Consider the following 17168-nt stretch of genomic DNA (forward strand, 5'->3'; position numbering starts at 1 on the left):
TACGTCTAGCGGGCCACGATTCAACTTTATCGACCGGTACTGACAGAGAAAATCGGATGATTCTGAGAAATAAAGGAGAGGTAATGTAGGGATTCGTGTGGGGTAAGTCGTGTTCGCTGACAGGCGGGGTTTCCCCGAAGGGCAAGAACTCCATGAGCCGCGCATTGTCCTAACCGGCCAGGGAAGCGGGCGTGGCCGCCGCTGCCGCCGGTGCGAGGCGGCCTTGAATCGCGCATGACGTGCTCATGAGCGCATTTGTTACGTTTGTTGCGGCTTCGATTCACGGCCGGACGCTGCCGCCAGCCGCCACACGCGCTATCCTGTTGCGCCGCGCCATCAGCTTATTGCGTCATGACGCCCTCGCGTCTTTCGCAGGCCAAAGGCGCGGGGATCATCGAAGAACCGCTTCTACAGGAAATCTCCATGCGCCGACGTCAATTCCTTCTCAGTTCCAGCGCCGCGGTCGCCGCAGGCGGTCTCGCTCTCGCCGGCTGCACGACGACCCCGCTGGGATCGGGCAACAGCGCCGCCCAGAACGCGGCCAAGCGCAATTCGATCGACGCCAGCGTGGACGCCACGCTCACGCGGCTGTTCAACACGGTGACCGGCTCGCAGGAACTCATCTCGAAGGCGAGCGGCGTGCTGGTGTTCCCGAGCGTGATCTCGGCGGGCTTCTGGATCGGCGGCCAGTACGGCACCGGTGCGCTGCGCATCAATGGTCGCACCGACGGCTACTACAGCACGGTCGCGGGCTCGTTCGGCCTGCAGATCGGCGCGCAGTCCAAGGCCATTATCTTCGCGTTCATGAACCAGGGCGCGCTCGACGATTTCCTCAAGAGCCAGGGCTGGGCCGCGGGCGCGGATGCGACAGTCGCGGTCGTCACCGTGGGCGCGAACGGCAACGTCGATACGTCGACGGCCACCAGCCCTGTCGAGGCGTTCGTACTGACCAACGCCGGGCTGATGGCAGGCGTCTCGCTCGAAGGCGTGAAGGTCTCGCGTCTTGTGATCTGAACGGGCGCTTTCCGAATGAGCGAGACGCACAAGGCCGCGGCCGGCGCGCCCACCTTCAGCCGCCCGCACAAGATCCACTTTTCGGAATGCGATCCGGCCGGGATCGTGTTCTATCCGCAGTATTTCGTGCTGTTCAACGATCTGATCGAGTCGTGGATCGACACGCTGATGCCCGAGGGCTATCACGGCATCCTCGGCGCGCGGCGCGTGGGCATGCCCACGGTTCACCTCGACGTGGATTTCAAGGCAGTCAGCAAGATGGGCGATGCCGTCACGCTTGCGCTTTACGTGCAGCGCGTGGGGCAGGCGTCGCTGACGCTCGCGTGGGCCTGCACGGGCGCGGACGGCGTCCTGCGCATGAGCGCGACGCAGACCATCGTCACCACCTCGCTCGACACCCACAAGGCCATCGCCATCCCCGAGGACCTGCGCGAGGCGATCGTCGCCTCGGCAGCGCGCGCAGGCGCCTGAGGCGAAACTAGTCCGCCTGTCCCGGTGCGTTCTGCAGCGCGTTTTGCAGCGTGGCGAAGGTGCGCTCGTCGGTGCGGTCGAACTGCAGCGGCGTCACCGCAACGCGGCCCGAGTTGACCACGGCCGTTTCCGAGTCCGGGCCGTTTTCGCGCGGCCCGCGATGAAAGCGCAGCCAGTGATAGTCGATGCCGCGCGGGTCGATCTGCGGCACTACGTCGATGCCTTGCACGAGGCCCACGCCCTGGCGCGTAACGGTGAGCGGGCCGGCCGCGCTCGCGTCCACATCGGGGAAATTCACGTTCAGGCACACCGGCGCGTCGTGTGAAATGGCCGCCAGACGGCGGATCACATCGGGCGCGAGCGCGCGGGCGGTATCCCAGCGTACGTGTTCACGGTCGCGGAAGGTCTGGCTCAGCGCGATCGAGGGCAGGCCGAGCAGCAGGCCCGTCATGGCAGCGCCCACCGTGCCCGAGAACATCGTCTCCACCCCGAGGTTCGCGCCGCGATTGATGCCGGACAGCACCAGCGCAGGCGTCACGTCGCCCATCAGGTGGCGCACCGCCATCACCACGCAGTCGCCGGGCGTGCCCAGCACGCCGAAGCGGCGCTCGCCGCGGCGGCTCACGCGCAACGGCGAATGCAGGCTGATCGAATGGGACGTGCCGCTCTGATCGTGCTCCGGCGCGACCACCCACACTTCATGGGCGAGTTCGGCGGCGACGGCTTCGAGGACGGCGAGGCCGGGCGCGTCTATGCCGTCGTCGTTGGTCAGGAGCACGCAGGGGAGTTTCGCTTCGGATGCGGACATGGCAAGTCTCTTTCAGGGGTTCAAGGCAGACGGAATGCGGCAGTGGCCATTATGGGAGAAGGCGCGCTATTTCGCGACGGATCACGCCATATTGGAGATAGACTAACGCGCAGCAGTGGCGGCCTGCCGGTTTGCGCGCAGGCCGCGCCCTTCGTTTGATGCACCTGTTGCGTTGTTGCGGCGCCCGCCGCGAGGAGACTCCGTGAAGCCGCAAGAACTGCCAGATATCGCTCGCGCGCTGTTCGTCATCGCGATCCTCTGCGCGCTGACGGTCGGTTCCCTCTACGTCATGCGTCCATTCATTCCGGGCCTTATCTGGGCGACCATGATCGTGGTCGCCACCTGGCCCGCCATGCTCGCCGTCGAGCGGCGCTGCGGCAAACGGCGCGGCATCGCCACGCTCATCATGCTGCTGATCCTGCTGGTGGTGATCGTCCTGCCGCTCTATTCGGCGATCTCCACACTCGCCGAGCACGGCGGCGAGATCATGGGCCTGATCCGCAGCCTGCCCAGCTACACGCTGCCGCCGCCGCCGATGTGGATTCACGACCTTCCGATGGTCGGCTCGCGCATCGCCGGCGAATGGCAGACGCTTTCCGATGCCGGTCCCGGCGGTCTGCTCGCGCGTCTGGAGCCTTACGTGTCGATCGCCGCGCACTGGCTCATTGGCCATGCGGCCTCGGTGGGCGTGTTCGTGATGCATATGGTGATTACCGTCATCATCACCGGCATCCTCTATATGCAGGGCGAGAAAGCCGCTGCGTTCGTGGTGCGCTTCGCGCAGCGTGTCGGCCCGCGTTACGGCGAGGAAGCCGTGCGCCTCGCCGGCGCTGCCATTCGCGCGGTGGCGCTGGGCATCGTCGTGACGGCGGTGCTGCAGTCGGCGCTGGGCGGCATTGGTCTTGCGGTTGCGGGCGTGCCGGGCGCGGGTGTGCTGACCGCGCTCATGCTGATGCTGTGCCTCGCGCAGATCGGCCCTGGCCTGCCGCTGTTCGGCGGCGCGATCTGGCTGTTCGTACACGACTCGCATGTAGCGGCGATCCTGCTCGGCGTGTGGTCGGTGATGGTCGTCATGCTCGACAACTTCGTGCGCCCGGTGCTGATCCGCCGCGGCGTGAATCTGTCGATGCTGCTGATTCTTTCGGGCGTGCTGGGCGGCATGTTCGCCTTCGGCATCGTGGGGCTCTTTATCGGGCCGGTGATTCTGGCGGTCTCCTCCACGCTGTTGACCGCCTGGATCAACACCGCCGCGACGCCCGCCGCCGACGCCTGACGAGGCGCACAGCGCCGCCCATCGGGAACCGGGACGAAAACCGTCTCGATGGGCGATTCATCAGATTGTTCGTTGCCCCGCGTTTCCACGCCCCCCTTGGCAGGCAGGCAGTTAAACGACACGCCCGTTCATTCGACGTTACGATGACGGCTGGACTTCGCTTGGCTCTTGCGTTCTTCGCACTCACTCGCGCTTAACCGCGCCTGACTCGCTGCACACGTCGTCCCGTTTCCCCGGAGCGCTCGCGTGTCCGCGCGCGGCGCTGCGCTTTTCAGGAGGGGAAATGGCTCAGTTCAACTGCGACATATGCGGCGTGCGGCCCGCGAGCGTGCGGGTGGCCGTGTTGCAGGACGGCAGACGGCGCTTTCTCGATGTCTGCGATTATCACTACGCCCAGCTCACGCGCCATCAGCGCACGCTGAGCCCGCTCGAATCGCTGTTCCGCGCCGCGCAGCAGCAGGCCGAAGCCGCCCCCGGCCAGACGCCCACGCATACGATGGAAGCCGGCGACGGCGCCATCGTCGAGCGTCATTTCAGCGACGTCGCGCGCGAATTGCTGCAACGGGCCGCCGAGCGCGCGCTGCAGTTCGGGCGCCGCGAAGTCGATACCGAGCATCTGCTTTACGAACTCGCGGGCAACGAGGCGGGCGCGGCCATGCTCACGCGCCTGGGCATCGAGCCCACCGACGTGCGCGCCTTTATCGACGCCAATGCGCAAAAGCGCGACCCCGTCGCGGCCGGCGACGAAGGCCGCGTGGCCGTGTCGCCGCGTTTGAAGGGCGCGCTCGACCGCGCCTTTCTCATCTCACGCGAACTCGGCCATAGCTACGTTGCGCCCGAACACTTGCTGCTCGGCCTTGCGCAGGTGCCGGACAGCTTCGCGGGGCATCTGCTGGCGCGCTACGGCGTGACGCCGCAAAAGATGCTGCAAAGTCTCGTTGAAGCGCAGGGCGACCCGCGCGAGCGGCCCGCCGCCAAAGCGCCCAGCCCCACGCCGCAACTCGATCAATACAGCCGCGATCTCACTGCGCTCGCCAGCGACGGCAGGCTCGATCCCGTGATCGGGCGCTCCAGCGAGATCGAAACCGTCGTGGAAGTGCTCGCACGGCGGCGCAAGAACAATCCGGTGCTGATCGGCGAACCGGGCGTGGGCAAGACCGCGATTGCCGAGGGACTGGCCCAGCGCATGCTCAACGGCGATGTGCCCGAATCGCTGCGCGGGCGGCGTCTGGTCGAGCTGAATGTCAACGGCCTGATTGCCGGGGCGAAATATCGCGGCGAATTCGAGGAGCGCGTGAAGGGCGTGATGGAGGAAATCGCCGCGCAACGCGACAACCTTGTGCTCTTTATCGATGAAGTGCATATGATCGTCGGCGCGGGACAGGGCGGCAGCGAAGGCGGGCTCGATATCGCCAACGTTTTCAAGCCGGCGATGGCGCGCGGCGAGCTTAATCTGATCGGCGCGACCACCCTTTCGGAGTACCAGAAGTACATCGAAAAGGACGCCGCGCTCGAACGGCGCTTCCAGCCCGTGTTCGTCGCCGAGCCGAGCGTGGATCAGACCATCAACATCCTGCGCGGGTTGCGCGACAAGCTTGAGGTGCATCATCACGTGACGATCCGCGACGACGCGCTGGTCGCCGCCGCCGAACTTTCCGACCGCTATATCACCGGCCGCTTCCTGCCCGACAAGGCGATCGACCTCATCGATCAGGCTGCGGCGCGCGTGCATCTATCGGCCACTTCCCGGCCTGCCGCGATTCTCGAACTCGAGGCCGAACTCGCGCAGCTCAAGCGCGAGCAGGACTACGCGGCCACGCGCAAGAATTTCGAGCGCGCCCACGCTCTGGACGAACCGATCGCGGACAAGGAAAAGTCGCTCGTGGATGCGACCGGCGAATGGAAGGGGCGGCTGGGCTCGGTGACGTCCGACGTGACCACCGAACAGGTCGCCGAGATCGTCTCGAAGCTCACCGGTGTGCCCGTCACGCAACTCACCGCCGAAGAGCGCACGCGCCTGCTCGAAATGGAAGCACGCCTGCACCAGCGAGTGATCGGCCAGCAGCAGGCGATTACGGCGGTGAGCGACGCGGTGCGCCGTTCGCGCGCGGGTTTGCGGCGCGGCCGGCGGCCCACGGCGGTGTTCCTGTTCCTCGGGCCCACGGGCGTGGGCAAGACCGAACTGGCGAAGGCGCTGGCGGAAGTGGTGTTCGGCGACGAGGACGCGATCGTGCGCATCGACATGAGCGAATACATGGAGCGTCACGCGGTGTCGCGCCTGATCGGCTCGCCGCCGGGTTATGTCGGCCACGATGAAGGCGGCCAGTTGACCGAGCGCGTGCGCCGCCGTCCCTATAGCGTGATCCTGCTCGACGAAATCGAAAAGGCTCACCCGGATGTCTACAACGTGCTGTTGCAGGTGTTCGACGATGGCCGCCTCACCGACGGCAAGGGCCGCGTGGTCGATTTCAGCAATACGGTGGTGATCGCCACGAGCAATCTGGGATCGGAGTCGGTGTCGGGGCAGAAGCGCTCGGGACCGGGCTTCCTGACCAGTGCCGACGCCTCGATGCAGAGCGCGGTGCTGGGTGAATTGCGTCAGCACTTCCGCCCGGAATTCCTGAACCGCATCGACGACATCATCATCTTCAAGCCGCTCACCGACGACGAACTGCGCTCGATCGTGCGCCTGCAACTGGAGCAGGTGCAACGCATGGCGCGTAGCCAGGATATCGATCTGACGTTCGACGAGAGCGTGGTGGATTTCCTTGCCGCCGATGGCTATCGGCCCGAATACGGCGCACGCGAACTAAAGCGGCAGATCCAGCAGAGCGTGGAAAACGAACTGGCCAAGGAAATGCTCAAGGGCGAGGTGAAGGAGGGCACGAAGGTGGTGTGCCGCTATGACGCCGCGCAGAAGCAGTTGTTGTTTGCGACGCAGGGCTGAAGCGCGACGGGAGTTTTCACTTTATCGGATTGGAAACGGCGAACGCGGCGGCGAGACACGAAATCTCGCCGCCGCGTTTTATTTTGGGGTCTGCAATTTTAATTTGCACATTATATGAATAATGTCTAAATATTCAGGATATGACGTTAGATATTTGATGGTTTACGTTGTATTACGCGTCAAATTTTTGATTTTCGCATCGGAAATCGAGAAAACTTCCAGCCGCATCACAGCGTTTTCAGCGCCGAACGCTTGAGCTTCCCCGTTTCCGTACGCGGCAGGGCGTCGATAAACGCGTCCAGTCGCGGGTATCTGTACGCCGCCACCGCGCGCTTTACGAACTCCTGCAGGTCCGCCACCATCGCCGCGTCGCCCTTGAATCCGGAGGTCGGCGCGGTGAAGACGACGCTGGTGCGAAAACTGACGGGTGTCTTGCACTTCAGGCAGAAAGTGCAGTCGCTCCAACGACCATGCGATGCTGCATCCCGTCGGCGATCGATTTCAATACGCTTTAAAGCAGCGAGCGTTTAATCGGTGAGCTTGAGAGCTGGCATTGAATTCGCGTACGCAGTCGGGCCGCGTAATGAACAGAGCGCTTCTTTACGTGGCTTTCAAACGCATTCCGACACACGCAGTTTTCTGTCTATCGATCAGCCATCCTTACGAATCGATTCGCGCGCGAGCCTCGCGCCGATGCTTCGAGCAGCCGCAGTCCGGTCTTTTTCGTTTCTCAACCCTACGATCCGAATTGAGCGGGAGCCTTCATTGATGAGCCACACAGCGCAGCGATCGACCGAAATCGACTTCTTTCGCGGTTTCGCATTGATTGCGATTGCACTCGACCACATTCCTTCCAGCGTGCTTTCGCATGGCATGCTGCACACTTTCGCTTACTGTGATTCGGCGGAAGTGTTTGTCTTCGTGAGCGGCTATGTTTCGGCGGCGAGCTGGCTCGCGATTGCTGCGCGCAAGGGAGTCGATGCTGCAAACTGGCGCTTTTTTCGGCGCAGCCGGGAGATCTATGCCGCCTATCTGTGCGCGGCGGTGTTGATGCTGCTTTCTGGTGCGGCAGCCGTGGCCTTGCACGTGGATTCGCCGCTTGTGGAGGTGTCGGGTTTCGTGCGTTTCGCGGCGCATCCGTTGGCGATGCTCGGCAATATCGCGATCTTTCGCGATCAGCCGTATCTAGCGGGAGTCTTGCCGCTGTATGTCGTGCTCGTGCTCGCGTTGCCGCTCGTGATGCCGCTCGCGCGGCGCGCGCCAGCGGCCGCTTTGCTGGGCAGCTTCGCGCTCTGGTTCGCGAGCAGCTGGCTCGGGGGCTATCTGCCTTGCGTGCCCGGCTCGATCTGGCCGTTCAATCCTTTTGCGTGGCAGGCGATGTTCGTGCTGGGCCTGTTGTGTCGGCTTTATCCGGTCTCGAATACGTTTCAGACCTCGCGCGTTGGCCGCAGCCTGACGCTGCTCGCCTGCGTGCTGGTCGCCACGTTCGCGTTCGTGCGTCTGTGCGTCGAAGTCGATCCGCAGCCGGGCTATATGAAACAGAACCTCGCGAGCGTGCGCATCGTCAGCTTCGCCGCCGTGGCCTGGCTCGCGGCGCAGGCCACGCGCCTTGGCTGGGTCGGCTGGCTTGCGCAGCGCGTGCCGGGCATCGTCACGGTGGGTCAGCAGGGGCTCGTCTGCTTCGTGGGCGGCGCGCTCGCGTCGAACACGATCGATACGCTGATGCGCGCGACCCATGCGAACACGCTGTTGCCGGCGCGCCTCGCGGGCGACGCGCTCGCCATCGGCGCGCTGGTGATGCTCGCGGGTGGCGCGCGACGCTGGAAAGGCGTGCGGCCACGCGTTGCGCTTACGTAGCGCTCGTTGTCGCGTCTGTTACGACTGCGCGAGTTCGCGCACGTCGGTGGTGGGCGATGTTCCGAATGCGTCGCTCAACGCATAGTCGATCAATTGGCGGGCGGAATCCTCGGGCGTCGCGAGCTTGCCCGTCTGCTTGAGTTCTTCAAAACGCCCGCGCAACGGAAAATGTTCGACCGCGGTGGCGCGGATGGTCGCCTGCATGCCGGTGTCCACCACGCCAGGCGCCACGCTGCTGATACTCACGCCCGCAGGTGCGTCGAGTGCAACCGCCCGCGCATGATGATCAAGCGCGGCCTTGGTGGCGCAATAAACGCTCCAGCCCGCGTAGGCACTGCGCGCCGCGCCGCTGGAGATATGCACGATGCGGCGCTCCTCGGCCTGCACGGCGGCGAGGGCGTTGGCCAGCATCAGCGGCGCGGCGACGTTGAGCGTGACCGCGCGGGCAATCGCAATCGCCCCTTGCGCACCGAGCGGCGCGATGGGATCGACCATGCCTGCGTTGTTGAACAGCAGCACGCACTGCGCGCCTTGCGCGAAGCGCTGGAGCGCGCCGCTGGCGAGCCAGCTTTCGACGGCCTCGGGATCGGCGAGATCGAGGGATGCCTCTACAAATCGGGGCGCCGCTGCCAGGCGCTCATCTTTCGCCAGAGACGGATGCCCGCTGCGTCCCACGCCCAGCACGTCGATCTGGCGCTCGAACAGCAGTTCGGCCAGCGCGGCGCCCAGACCACGCGAATGGCCCGTGACGACCGCGCGTATGGAGGAGGGGGGAATACTGGTTTGAGTCATGATTTATAGGGGGAAAACAAGGGGGAAAACAAAAATCAGGAGCACGATGTGCTGGCTTGTCGGGCGAGCGCATCGTCGGCGGCTGGGGGGAATCGGGGGTCCGACGCGGCGTGATTCGGACACGCGAAATGCGTTTTTTTGCGCTGCACACGCACGAAATCAAGAGAATCAGGCAAATCGGCGGGCATTCATTTTCGCGTTTTATGCCTTCGGACAGGCATCAAAAGCCGCGCCAGATCTGGCGAATCGCGGCCATAAAACGCGACGAGACAGAAATGCGTCGCGCGATTCGGTATCATAGCGTCCGATCCAATAAGGAAGAGAGCTGGACGTGAAAGCCGCATCGCAACAACGCCGACCCCTGAGCCTCAAAGACGGGCTCCTTGAACTCAAGAAGAGCATGGGGCTGGGCACGGGGCAGCCGCCCGAAGAACAGGCGCAGTCGCCGCAAGGCAAGCACGCGCCCAAGGGCGCTCCGAAAGGCGCACAAGGCCAGCGACGCGCGCAAGGCGCGCCGGGCCACAAGGGCCCGAAGGGTCCTCGTCCGGCAGGCGCCGACGAGGCGCGCAATCGCGCCCGTCCCCAGCATGCGAAGGGTCAAGGCCAGGGCGCGGCTCAGGGCAAGCCTGCCGGCGAAGGCGGCAAGCCGCCGCGCCAGTCGCGCGGCCCGCGTGATGGCGAGCGTAATGAGCGCGGAGAACGCAGTGATCGCGGCGAACGCAGCAACAACCGCCAGCGTCCGGCCCGCGCGCAGCCGCAGATGGCTAATCTGAGCGAAGCCGAAAAGGCGCGCATCGAACGCAACCGCCAGCTGAACACGGTCTGGAACGTTTTTGCGAAGCTATATCCGGCATTCCGCGACCGTCTGCCGCTGAAGATCGGCGTCGCGGAAGACCTGGTCACGCGTCATCCCGACTACGAGCGCACGCTGATCGTCGCCGTGCTCAAGCGCCATGTGAACCATCCGCGCTATCACGAGCGCGTCGCCGCAGGCGGCTCGCGCTTCGAACTGGACGGCAGCGCCTCGGAAGGCCCCGGCATCGATCCGTCGCACGTTGGCCGCGCCAACGCCGCGCTCGCTCGCCAGAAGGCCAAGGCCGAAGCCCAGGCCAAGGCCCAGGAAGCCGCGAAAACGGCACAACCTGCTGCTGTCGAAGCAGCGGCACCGGCGCAACCGGAAGTGGCGGTGGAAGCTCCCGCTGCACCTGTGGCCAACGAAGCTGTTGAAGCTGCGCCGCAACCGGTCGAACCCGCCGCTGGCAACGACGCGGTGGCCCAAGGCACGGAAGGCAAGCAAGGCGCCACGCCCGCAGCCGACGCCTGAGCGTCAAGCGCCCGCGCGGCGCTCTGTCTGGACGACAGCAAACCGCCCGGCAAGATTCACTTGCCGGGCGGTTTGCATTCCTGCGTTCGGTTTAAACGTAGCCAGGTCTAGCGCTCACGCGTGCGGGAATAGTTGCGCACGGCGAGCGGATTGGCGGCTGAAGCGGCGGTGGTGGCTTGCGCAGGCGCAGACGTAGACCTGGACGTAGACGCGGACGAAACCGACGCGCCTTGCGCAGCCGCCGCGGCTACGTCGCTTGCCGCGCTCGTTGCCGCGATCGTCGCCGAGAAAGCCCCGTTGAAATCCGGCGCTGCGTCGTCGCTGGCTGCGCCGCCCGCCGGCGTGGCGCTTGCGCTGTCCAGCACGCGGTTGAACTCCGCGGCGCGCGTGCGGATTTTTTCCGCGTAGGCGCTGGATCCGCCGTAGTTCTTCATCGCCGCATCCAGATCGCCGCCCGCCGCGCGCTTGTAACCGTAGAGAATCGATGAGCCCACGTCGATATTGACGTCGGGATCGGTCAGATCCTTGACGTTGCGCAATAAATTGCGGTGCGCCGACGGCACGACCTGCATCAGCCCGGTGGCGTTGTTGCCGCCGCGCGCTTTCTCGTGGAAACGCGATTCAACCGAAATGATGGCAAGCAGCACAGCGGGCGGCAGCGAATATTTTGCGGCGGCCGTGGTGACCGCCTGGGAGATCTGCGCCGCCTTTTCCTTCGCCAGCCCGAACTTCTGGGTCAGATAGGTGGGAAGCTTCTTGTCGTCCCCTTGCGGGGGGGCCTGCTGCGCCGCTGCGTGTTGCACGAGACCGGGCAGCAAGGCGAGCAGGCAGAGTAGGCGCCTCATGGCCGGTGCGCGTCGTGAGCTATGGAAGGGGCAAAGTATAACCGGCCATGAAAAAGGACAGCCGGGATATGACCCTGACTGTCCTTCGCTCACATTACCGCAACTTCAGGCGATGCGATCTTTTGATCGCGCACAAAACCCTCAGTTTTTCTGTACCGACGCCTGGTAAATTTCGTCGATGCTCGCCGCCAGCGTGGCGTCGAAATCGGCGTCGTTCATCTGCTTCGTGAGGTCGTTGATGAGCGCGCGCGAGAAACTCGCGATCATGCCGTGGTTGTGCGTGAGGCGCTCGCAGGCGTCGCTGCGCGAATAGCCGCCCGACAGCGCGACGACGCGCACCACGCGCGGATGATCGATGAGCGGCTTGTAGAAGTCGGCCACATCGGGGATCGTCAGCTTGATCATGACGTTCTGCGAGGCGGGCAGGGCGTTCAGCCCCTTGAGCAGGGCGTCGCGCAGCAGCGCTTCGGCTTCGGCCTTGTCGGGCGCCTTGATCGAGACTTCGGGTTCGAGGATCGGCACAAGGCCCTTGGCGCTGATCTGCGCGCCCACTTCGAACTGCTGTTGCGCAATCGCCGCGATGCCCGACGCCGACGCGCGCTCGACCACCGAACGCATCTTGGTGCCGAAAATGCCTGCCTTCACGGCGCGATCGAGCAGGGCGTCCAGGCCCGGATTCGGCTTCATCAGACGCACGCCGTCGGCTTCACTCTCCAGCCCCTTGTCGACCTTGAGGAAGGGCACCACGCCACGATCTTCCCAGAGGAACGCGGGCACCGGCTTGCCATGCGCCTGGCCGTCCATGGTCTGCTCGAACAGGATGGCGCCGATCACCTTCTCGCCCGTAAACGCCGGCGCACTGATAATGCGCACGCGCATTTCGTGCATGAGGCGGAACATGTCGGCATCGCCGCTGTACTCGCTTTCGGGGATGCCGTATTGCTTGAGCGCGCCCGGCGTCGAGCCGCCGCTCTGGTCGAGCGCCGCGATAAAGCCAGGTTTGTCGCGCATCTGCTGCAACATCTTGTCGTTGGCCATCTTCCAATCTCCCGAAAAATAAGCGCCTGTGGCGCGATCCAGAAATCCGTTTTGTCGAGTTCTATCGAGTGTACCGGCGCTGCGTGACAGCGTCTGCGCCAACGTGCCGGCCACGCTCGCGCGTAGGTCAAACGATAGAGGGAAGCAAGCGCGATGCCAGGGGCGCGAAATTTTCAGACGATCACCTGCGCCTGGGCGGAACGATCGCTGGCCAGCAATGCCGACAAGCGCCGCAATGCCGATTGCAGATGCGCACGATCAGCCGCCGCTCCCAGCGAGATGCGGATCGCGTTTGCTGCATTGGCTGCACCGCCGCTGTGTTCGAATGCCGTGGACGGCGCAACCGCCAGACCCTCGGTGCTGGCCGCAGCGGCCAGTTCGCGCGCCTGCCAGTAGCTCGGCAGCGCGTACCAGAGGTGGATCCCCGCGTTCTCGCCTGCCGCCGGGCCAAGCAGTTGCGCGGCGAGACGCTGGCGCGCTTGCGCCTCCGCGCGCACGCCCTGGAAAATCTCGTCGGCGACGCCTTCTTCGATCCACTGCATCGCCAGCGCATTGGTAAGCGGCGCGGCCATCAGCGAAAACGAGCGCAGCGCGGCCAGCACGCGCGCATGTGCGGCGCTGTCGGGCAGCGTCAGAAAGGCCGTGCGCAACCCCGGCGAGAGTGTCTTGGAAAGCGTCGACAGATAGCAGACCTGCGCGGGCGCCATGCGTGCGAGCGGCGGCGGGGCGTCGGCCGCGAAGCGCCAGTACGGGTCGTCCTCGATGATGCGCACGCGGTGGCGCTGCGCCACGGCTAACAGATCGCGGCGGCGCGCTTCGGACAGCGTGGTGGCGGTGGGATTCTGCAGCGTGGGGTTCAGATAGAGCAGGCGTGCACTGTTAAGCCGGCACGCGGCGTCGAGTGCGTCCGGCAGCATGCCCTCGGCGTCTGTCGCGACGGTTTCGAGACGGCGGCCGAGTTGCGCCACCGCATGCGGCAGCCCCGGATAGACCAGCGGCTCACTCAGCACCACGTCGCCGGGCGCGGAGAAGGCGAGAATCAACGCGGCCAATGCCGATTGCGCGCCGGAACAGACCACCAGCCGCGCCGGATCGACCGCGCCCAGCACCGGCGCAAGCCACTTCGCGCCCGCTGCGCAATCGGCCGCTGCGCCGCCGCCGATGTGATACGTCATCAGCAGATCGGCATCGCTGCGCAGCAGGAGGCGCGACAGCCCCTCGCGTAGCAGCGCATCGGCGTCCAGACCCTGCGGCGGCGGCGGAATGTTCATGCTCAGATCGACACGCTGCGCCAGTTCCGCCCGCGGCGCGGCGATAAAAGTGCCAAGCGGCCCGCGCGCCTCGATCAGCCCGCGCCGCCGCGCCTCGTTGAAGCCGCGCGTGATGGTGGTCAGATCCACATCAAGCAGATCGGCCAGGGTGCGTTGCGCGGGCGCGCGCTCGCCGGGCGAGAGCGTGCCGGCGGCCACCGCGCGCTCGATGAAATCGACCAGCCGCAGATAGCGCGGCCCGTCGCCGCCTTGCAGCGCCGAGGCCCACGCCGAAGCGGCGTCCTTCTTGTCCGTATCGATGGGGTCTTTTCGCGTCATTCTGTCGCAGATGTATGTGTCATGTCTTACTCTAGCATGCGGACACGAAGCGCGTAAATACATACATATAGGCTATGTATGGGTCTTCGCCCGGCGTCCAGAGGGCGTCGACGCGAAGTCAAAGAGGGCACGTATGGATGGGTTTGCGCGATCGTCAACCATGGAACCCGACATGCGCAACCTCCACATCCGAAGAGGACCGGCCGTCGAAGCCGACCCGCCGCTTCCTCAACCACCCACACGCTCACACTCCTTGCTTCGCCGCGCTGCGCCAATCGCATCGACGGGCGCGCTCGCCTTGCTCGGCGGCTGTAGTTCCGTGCTGATGGACCCGAAAGGCGACATCGGCATGCAGGAGAAAAACCTCATCCTCATCGCGCTCGGCCTGATGCTGCTCGTGGTGATTCCAGTGATCGCGCTCACGCTGTGGTTTGCGTGGCGCTACCGCGCGTCCAACACCGGCGCCACCTATGCGCCCAAGTGGTCGCACTCGACCGCCATCGAAGTCGTGGTCTGGACCATCCCCTGCATCATCGTGGTGACGCTGGCCGCGCTGATCTGGAAAACCACGCACTCGCTCGATCCGTACAAGCCGATCGAATCGCAGGTCAAGCCGGTGCGCGTCGATGTGGTGGCGCTCAACTGGAAGTGGCTGTTCATCTATCCGGATTACGGCGTTGCTTCGGTGAACCAGCTGGCGATTCCCGTCGGCACGCCGGTGTCGTTCCGCATCACCGCCGAATCGCTGATGAACTCGTTCTTCATCCCGCAGCTGGGCAGCCAGGTCTACGCGATGTCGGGCATGGAAACAAAGCTGCACCTGATCGCCGATCACCCCGGCACCTACGCGGGCCGTTCGGCTGCATTCAGCGGCCCGGGTTTCTCCGACATGCACTTCGATACGCTCGCCACCAGCCGCGCCGATTTCGACGCCTGGATCGCGCGCGCCAAAGCCTCGCCCGCGACGCTCAGCCGCGGCGCTTACGAGCAGCTCGCGGTGCCGGGCGAGAAAGCACCGGTCGCGCTGTATTCGAACGTCGCGCCGGGCCTCTTCGAAGGCGTCGTCGACAAATACATGCGCGACGTGCACGGCAACCCGATCTGCGGCACGGGCACTGGCACGAGCGCCAGCGTTCCCGCGCTCACCATGAACAGCAGCGCGGCGCGTGCGAGCGCCAACCTGGCAGCGGAGTAAATCACATCATGTTCGGAAAACTCACGCTCGATGCCGTTCCCTGGCACGAGCCCATCATCATGGGCACCGGCGCCGTCGTGGCGCTCGGCGGCCTGGCGCTACTCGCCGCAATCACGCTCGCGGGCAAATGGGGCTATCTGTGGCGCGAATGGCTGACTTCGGTCGATCACAAGCGCATTGGCGTCATGTACATCATTCTCGCGATCGTTATGCTGCTGCGCGGTTTCGCCGACGCGATCATGATGCGCATGCAACAGGCCATCGCCTATAACGACGCAGCGGGCTATCTGCCGCCGCATCACTACGATCAGATCTTCACGGCGCACGGCGTCATCATGATCTTCTTCGTGGCGACGCCGCTGATCCTCGGCCTGATGAACGTGGTGGTGCCGCTGCAGATCGGCGCGCGCGACGTCGCGTATCCGTTCGTCAACTCGCTGTCGTACTGGCTCTCCGTGGTGGGCGCGGTGCTGGTGATGGTGTCGATGTTCGTCGGCGATTTCGCGGCGACGGGATGGGTCGCGTATCCGCCGCTTTCGGAGCTTGGCTACAGCCCGACTGTTGGTATGGATTACTACATATGGTCGCTGCAGATATCGGGGCTGGGCACCACGCTCTCGGGCATCAACTTCATCGTGACGATCCTGCGCATGCGCGCGCCGGGCATGAAACTGATGATGATGCCGGTGTTCGTGTGGACGGCGCTCATCACCAACATCCTGATCGTCGCGGTGTTCCCGGTGCTGACCGGCACGCTCGCGCTGCTCACGATGGACCGCTATCTCGACATGCACTTCTTCACGAACGAGCTGGGCGGCAACGCGATGATGTACATCAACCTGATCTGGGTGTGGGGCCACCCCGAGGTGTACATCCTGATCCTGCCGGCGTTCGGCGCGTTTTCGGAAATCATCGCGACGTTCTCGGGCAAACCGCTGTTCGGCTACAAGTCGATGGTGTATGCAACGTCCTCGATCGGCATTCTGTCGTTCTTCGTGTGGCTGCATCACTTCTTCACGATGGGTTCAGGCGCGAACGTCAATGCCTTCTTCGGCATCATGACGACGATCATTTCGATCCCGACCGGCGTGAAGCTGTTCAACTGGCTGTTCACGATGTATCGCGGCCGCATCCGCTATCACAGCGCGACGCTGTGGACCATCGGCTTCATGGTGACGTTCGCCGTGGGCGGCATGACGGGCGTGCTGCTGGCCGTGCCGGGCGCGGACTTCGTGCTGCACAACTCGCTGTTCCTGGTGGCGCACTTCCACAACGTGATCATCGGCGGCGTGGTGTTCGGCTGCCTCGCGGGCGTGAGCTTCTGGTTCCCCAAGGTATTCGGTTTCACGCTCAATGAGTTCTGGGGCAAGGTGTCGTTCTGGTGCTGGCTGATCGGTTACTGGCTCGCCTTCACGCCGCTCTACATCCTGGGCTTCGAAGGCATGACGCGCCGTATGAACCACTATTCGGAACCGGGCTGGCATATGTGGCTGGTGGTGGCGCTGGTGGGCGCGGTGTTCGTCGGACTGGGCATTTTTGCGCTGATCGTGCAGCTTTATGTGAGCGTGCGCGACCGCGATCTGAACCGCGACGTCACGGGCGACCCGTGGGATGGCCGCAGTCTCGAATGGTCGACGGCTTCGCCCGCGCCGTTCTACAACTTCGCCGTGATGCCCAAAATCACGTCGATGGAGCAGCACTGGGACAACAAGGAAGCCGGCACCGCCTATGTGCAGGCGCGCCAGTATGAAGACATCCATATGCCGCGCAACACGGGCGCGGGCTTCGTCATCGCGATGTTCAGCTTCGTGTTTGGCTTCGCGGCGGTGTGGCATATGTGGCCGTTCGCGGCGTTGGGTCTGATCGGCATGATCGGCACGTTCATCGCACGCACCTATAACCAGGATGTCGATTACTGGGTTCCGGCGGCGGAAGTCGAGCGCATCGAAAACGCCCGCTTCCAGCAGCTCAAGACAGCGCAGAAAGCGCTGGAAATGAAGGAGGTCGCGTAAGTC

Annotated in this window: 14 protein-coding genes; 8 read left to right on the forward strand and 6 right to left on the reverse strand. The window is 64.6% G+C overall.

All coding sequences use genetic code 11. From position 1 onward, the window contains the following. The first annotated feature begins 423 nt into the window (after positions 1-423). Together F4827_RS12540 and F4827_RS12545 are read left to right on the forward strand one after the other, a co-directional pair. A complete protein-coding gene (locus tag F4827_RS12540) occupies positions 424-1014 on the forward strand; it encodes a YSC84-related protein (protein WP_183724250.1) in 591 nt (196 codons plus the stop codon). 15 nt (positions 1015-1029) lie between these two features. Continuing rightward, on the forward strand, positions 1030-1485 hold the full coding sequence (locus F4827_RS12545) for a thioesterase family protein (RefSeq protein WP_183724251.1): 456 nt from the start codon (positions 1030-1032) through the stop codon (positions 1483-1485). Positions 1486-1492: 7 nt separating this feature from the next. Here F4827_RS12545 and surE read toward each other — a convergent pair whose 3' ends face one another. Then, the gene (gene surE / locus F4827_RS12550; RefSeq protein WP_183724252.1) at positions 1493-2293 is read right to left on the reverse strand and encodes a 5'/3'-nucleotidase SurE; all 801 of its coding nucleotides are present in this window, start codon (positions 2291-2293) and stop codon (positions 1493-1495) included. 202 nt (positions 2294-2495) lie between these two features. Between surE and ydiK the strand changes: the two genes are divergently transcribed. Both ydiK and F4827_RS12560 read left to right on the forward strand, forming a co-directional pair. Further along, positions 2496-3566, forward strand: coding sequence for an AI-2E family transporter YdiK (ydiK, locus tag F4827_RS12555; RefSeq protein ID WP_183724253.1), 1071 nt, complete (start codon positions 2496-2498; stop codon positions 3564-3566). Positions 3567-3849: 283 nt separating this feature from the next. Further along, positions 3850-6513, forward strand: a complete 2664-nt coding sequence (locus tag F4827_RS12560) for an ATP-dependent Clp protease ATP-binding subunit (protein WP_183724254.1) — start codon at positions 3850-3852, stop codon at positions 6511-6513. A gap of 227 nt (positions 6514-6740) precedes the next feature. Here F4827_RS12560 and F4827_RS35230 read toward each other — a convergent pair whose 3' ends face one another. After that, entirely contained in the window at positions 6741-6875 is a 135-nt protein-coding gene (locus F4827_RS35230) for a hypothetical protein (protein WP_409258787.1), read from the reverse strand. A gap of 406 nt (positions 6876-7281) precedes the next feature. Between F4827_RS35230 and opgC the strand changes: the two genes are divergently transcribed. Further along, on the forward strand, positions 7282-8370 hold the full coding sequence (gene opgC / locus F4827_RS12565; protein WP_183724255.1) for an OpgC domain-containing protein: 1089 nt from the start codon (positions 7282-7284) through the stop codon (positions 8368-8370). An 18-nt stretch (positions 8371-8388) separates the two neighbouring features. Here opgC and F4827_RS12570 read toward each other — a convergent pair whose 3' ends face one another. Beyond that, complete coding sequence (locus tag F4827_RS12570) at positions 8389-9162, reverse strand: SDR family oxidoreductase (protein WP_183724256.1); 774 nt, start codon at positions 9160-9162, stop codon at positions 8389-8391. A gap of 331 nt (positions 9163-9493) precedes the next feature. Here F4827_RS12570 and F4827_RS35830 point away from each other — a divergent pair, with 331 nt between their 5' ends. Continuing rightward, the gene (locus F4827_RS35830) at positions 9494-10486 is read left to right on the forward strand and encodes a ProQ/FINO family protein (RefSeq protein WP_183724257.1); all 993 of its coding nucleotides are present in this window, start codon (positions 9494-9496) and stop codon (positions 10484-10486) included. Positions 10487-10593: 107 nt separating this feature from the next. Here F4827_RS35830 and F4827_RS12580 read toward each other — a convergent pair whose 3' ends face one another. The 3 genes from F4827_RS12580 to F4827_RS12590 form a co-directional block, all read right to left on the reverse strand. Further along, the gene (locus F4827_RS12580) at positions 10594-11331 is read right to left on the reverse strand and encodes a transglycosylase SLT domain-containing protein (RefSeq protein ID WP_183724258.1); all 738 of its coding nucleotides are present in this window, start codon (positions 11329-11331) and stop codon (positions 10594-10596) included. 141 nt (positions 11332-11472) lie between these two features. Next, positions 11473-12369: a fructose bisphosphate aldolase gene (locus tag F4827_RS12585; RefSeq protein ID WP_183724259.1), complete on the reverse strand. Its 897-nt coding sequence runs from the start codon at positions 12367-12369 to the stop codon at positions 11473-11475. 173 nt (positions 12370-12542) lie between these two features. Continuing rightward, the gene (locus F4827_RS12590) at positions 12543-13958 is read right to left on the reverse strand and encodes a PLP-dependent aminotransferase family protein (protein ID WP_183724260.1); all 1416 of its coding nucleotides are present in this window, start codon (positions 13956-13958) and stop codon (positions 12543-12545) included. A gap of 172 nt (positions 13959-14130) precedes the next feature. Here F4827_RS12590 and cyoA point away from each other — a divergent pair, with 172 nt between their 5' ends. Beyond that, complete coding sequence (cyoA, locus tag F4827_RS12595; RefSeq protein WP_183724261.1) at positions 14131-15153, forward strand: ubiquinol oxidase subunit II; 1023 nt, start codon at positions 14131-14133, stop codon at positions 15151-15153. A gap of 8 nt (positions 15154-15161) precedes the next feature. Further along, positions 15162-17165: a cytochrome o ubiquinol oxidase subunit I gene (cyoB, locus tag F4827_RS12600; RefSeq protein WP_183724262.1), complete on the forward strand. Its 2004-nt coding sequence runs from the start codon at positions 15162-15164 to the stop codon at positions 17163-17165. The last annotated feature ends 3 nt before the right edge of the window (positions 17166-17168 follow it).

This window comes from Paraburkholderia bannensis, from assembly GCF_014200455.1.
Lineage (GTDB): Bacteria > Pseudomonadota > Gammaproteobacteria > Burkholderiales > Burkholderiaceae > Paraburkholderia > Paraburkholderia bannensis_A.

Coding starts and splice junctions, on each gene's coding strand:
- F4827_RS12540 (WP_183724250.1), top strand. CDS start 424: ATGCGCCGACGTCAATTCCTTCTCAGTTCCAGCGCCGCGGTCGCCGCA.
- opgC (WP_183724255.1), top strand. CDS start 7,282: ATGAGCCACACAGCGCAGCGATCGACCGAAATCGACTTCTTTCGCGGT.
- F4827_RS12560 (WP_183724254.1), top strand. CDS start 3,850: ATGGCTCAGTTCAACTGCGACATATGCGGCGTGCGGCCCGCGAGCGTG.
- F4827_RS35230 (WP_409258787.1), bottom strand. CDS start 6,875: ATGGTGGCGGACCTGCAGGAGTTCGTAAAGCGCGCGGTGGCGGCGTAC.
- surE (WP_183724252.1), bottom strand. CDS start 2,293: ATGTCCGCATCCGAAGCGAAACTCCCCTGCGTGCTCCTGACCAACGAC.
- F4827_RS12570 (WP_183724256.1), bottom strand. CDS start 9,162: ATGACTCAAACCAGTATTCCCCCCTCCTCCATACGCGCGGTCGTCACG.
- F4827_RS12590 (WP_183724260.1), bottom strand. CDS start 13,958: ATGACGCGAAAAGACCCCATCGATACGGACAAGAAGGACGCCGCTTCG.
- cyoB (WP_183724262.1), top strand. CDS start 15,162: ATGTTCGGAAAACTCACGCTCGATGCCGTTCCCTGGCACGAGCCCATC.
- F4827_RS12580 (WP_183724258.1), bottom strand. CDS start 11,331: ATGAGGCGCCTACTCTGCCTGCTCGCCTTGCTGCCCGGTCTCGTGCAA.
- cyoA (WP_183724261.1), top strand. CDS start 14,131: ATGCGCAACCTCCACATCCGAAGAGGACCGGCCGTCGAAGCCGACCCG.
- F4827_RS12585 (WP_183724259.1), bottom strand. CDS start 12,369: ATGGCCAACGACAAGATGTTGCAGCAGATGCGCGACAAACCTGGCTTT.
- F4827_RS12545 (WP_183724251.1), top strand. CDS start 1,030: ATGAGCGAGACGCACAAGGCCGCGGCCGGCGCGCCCACCTTCAGCCGC.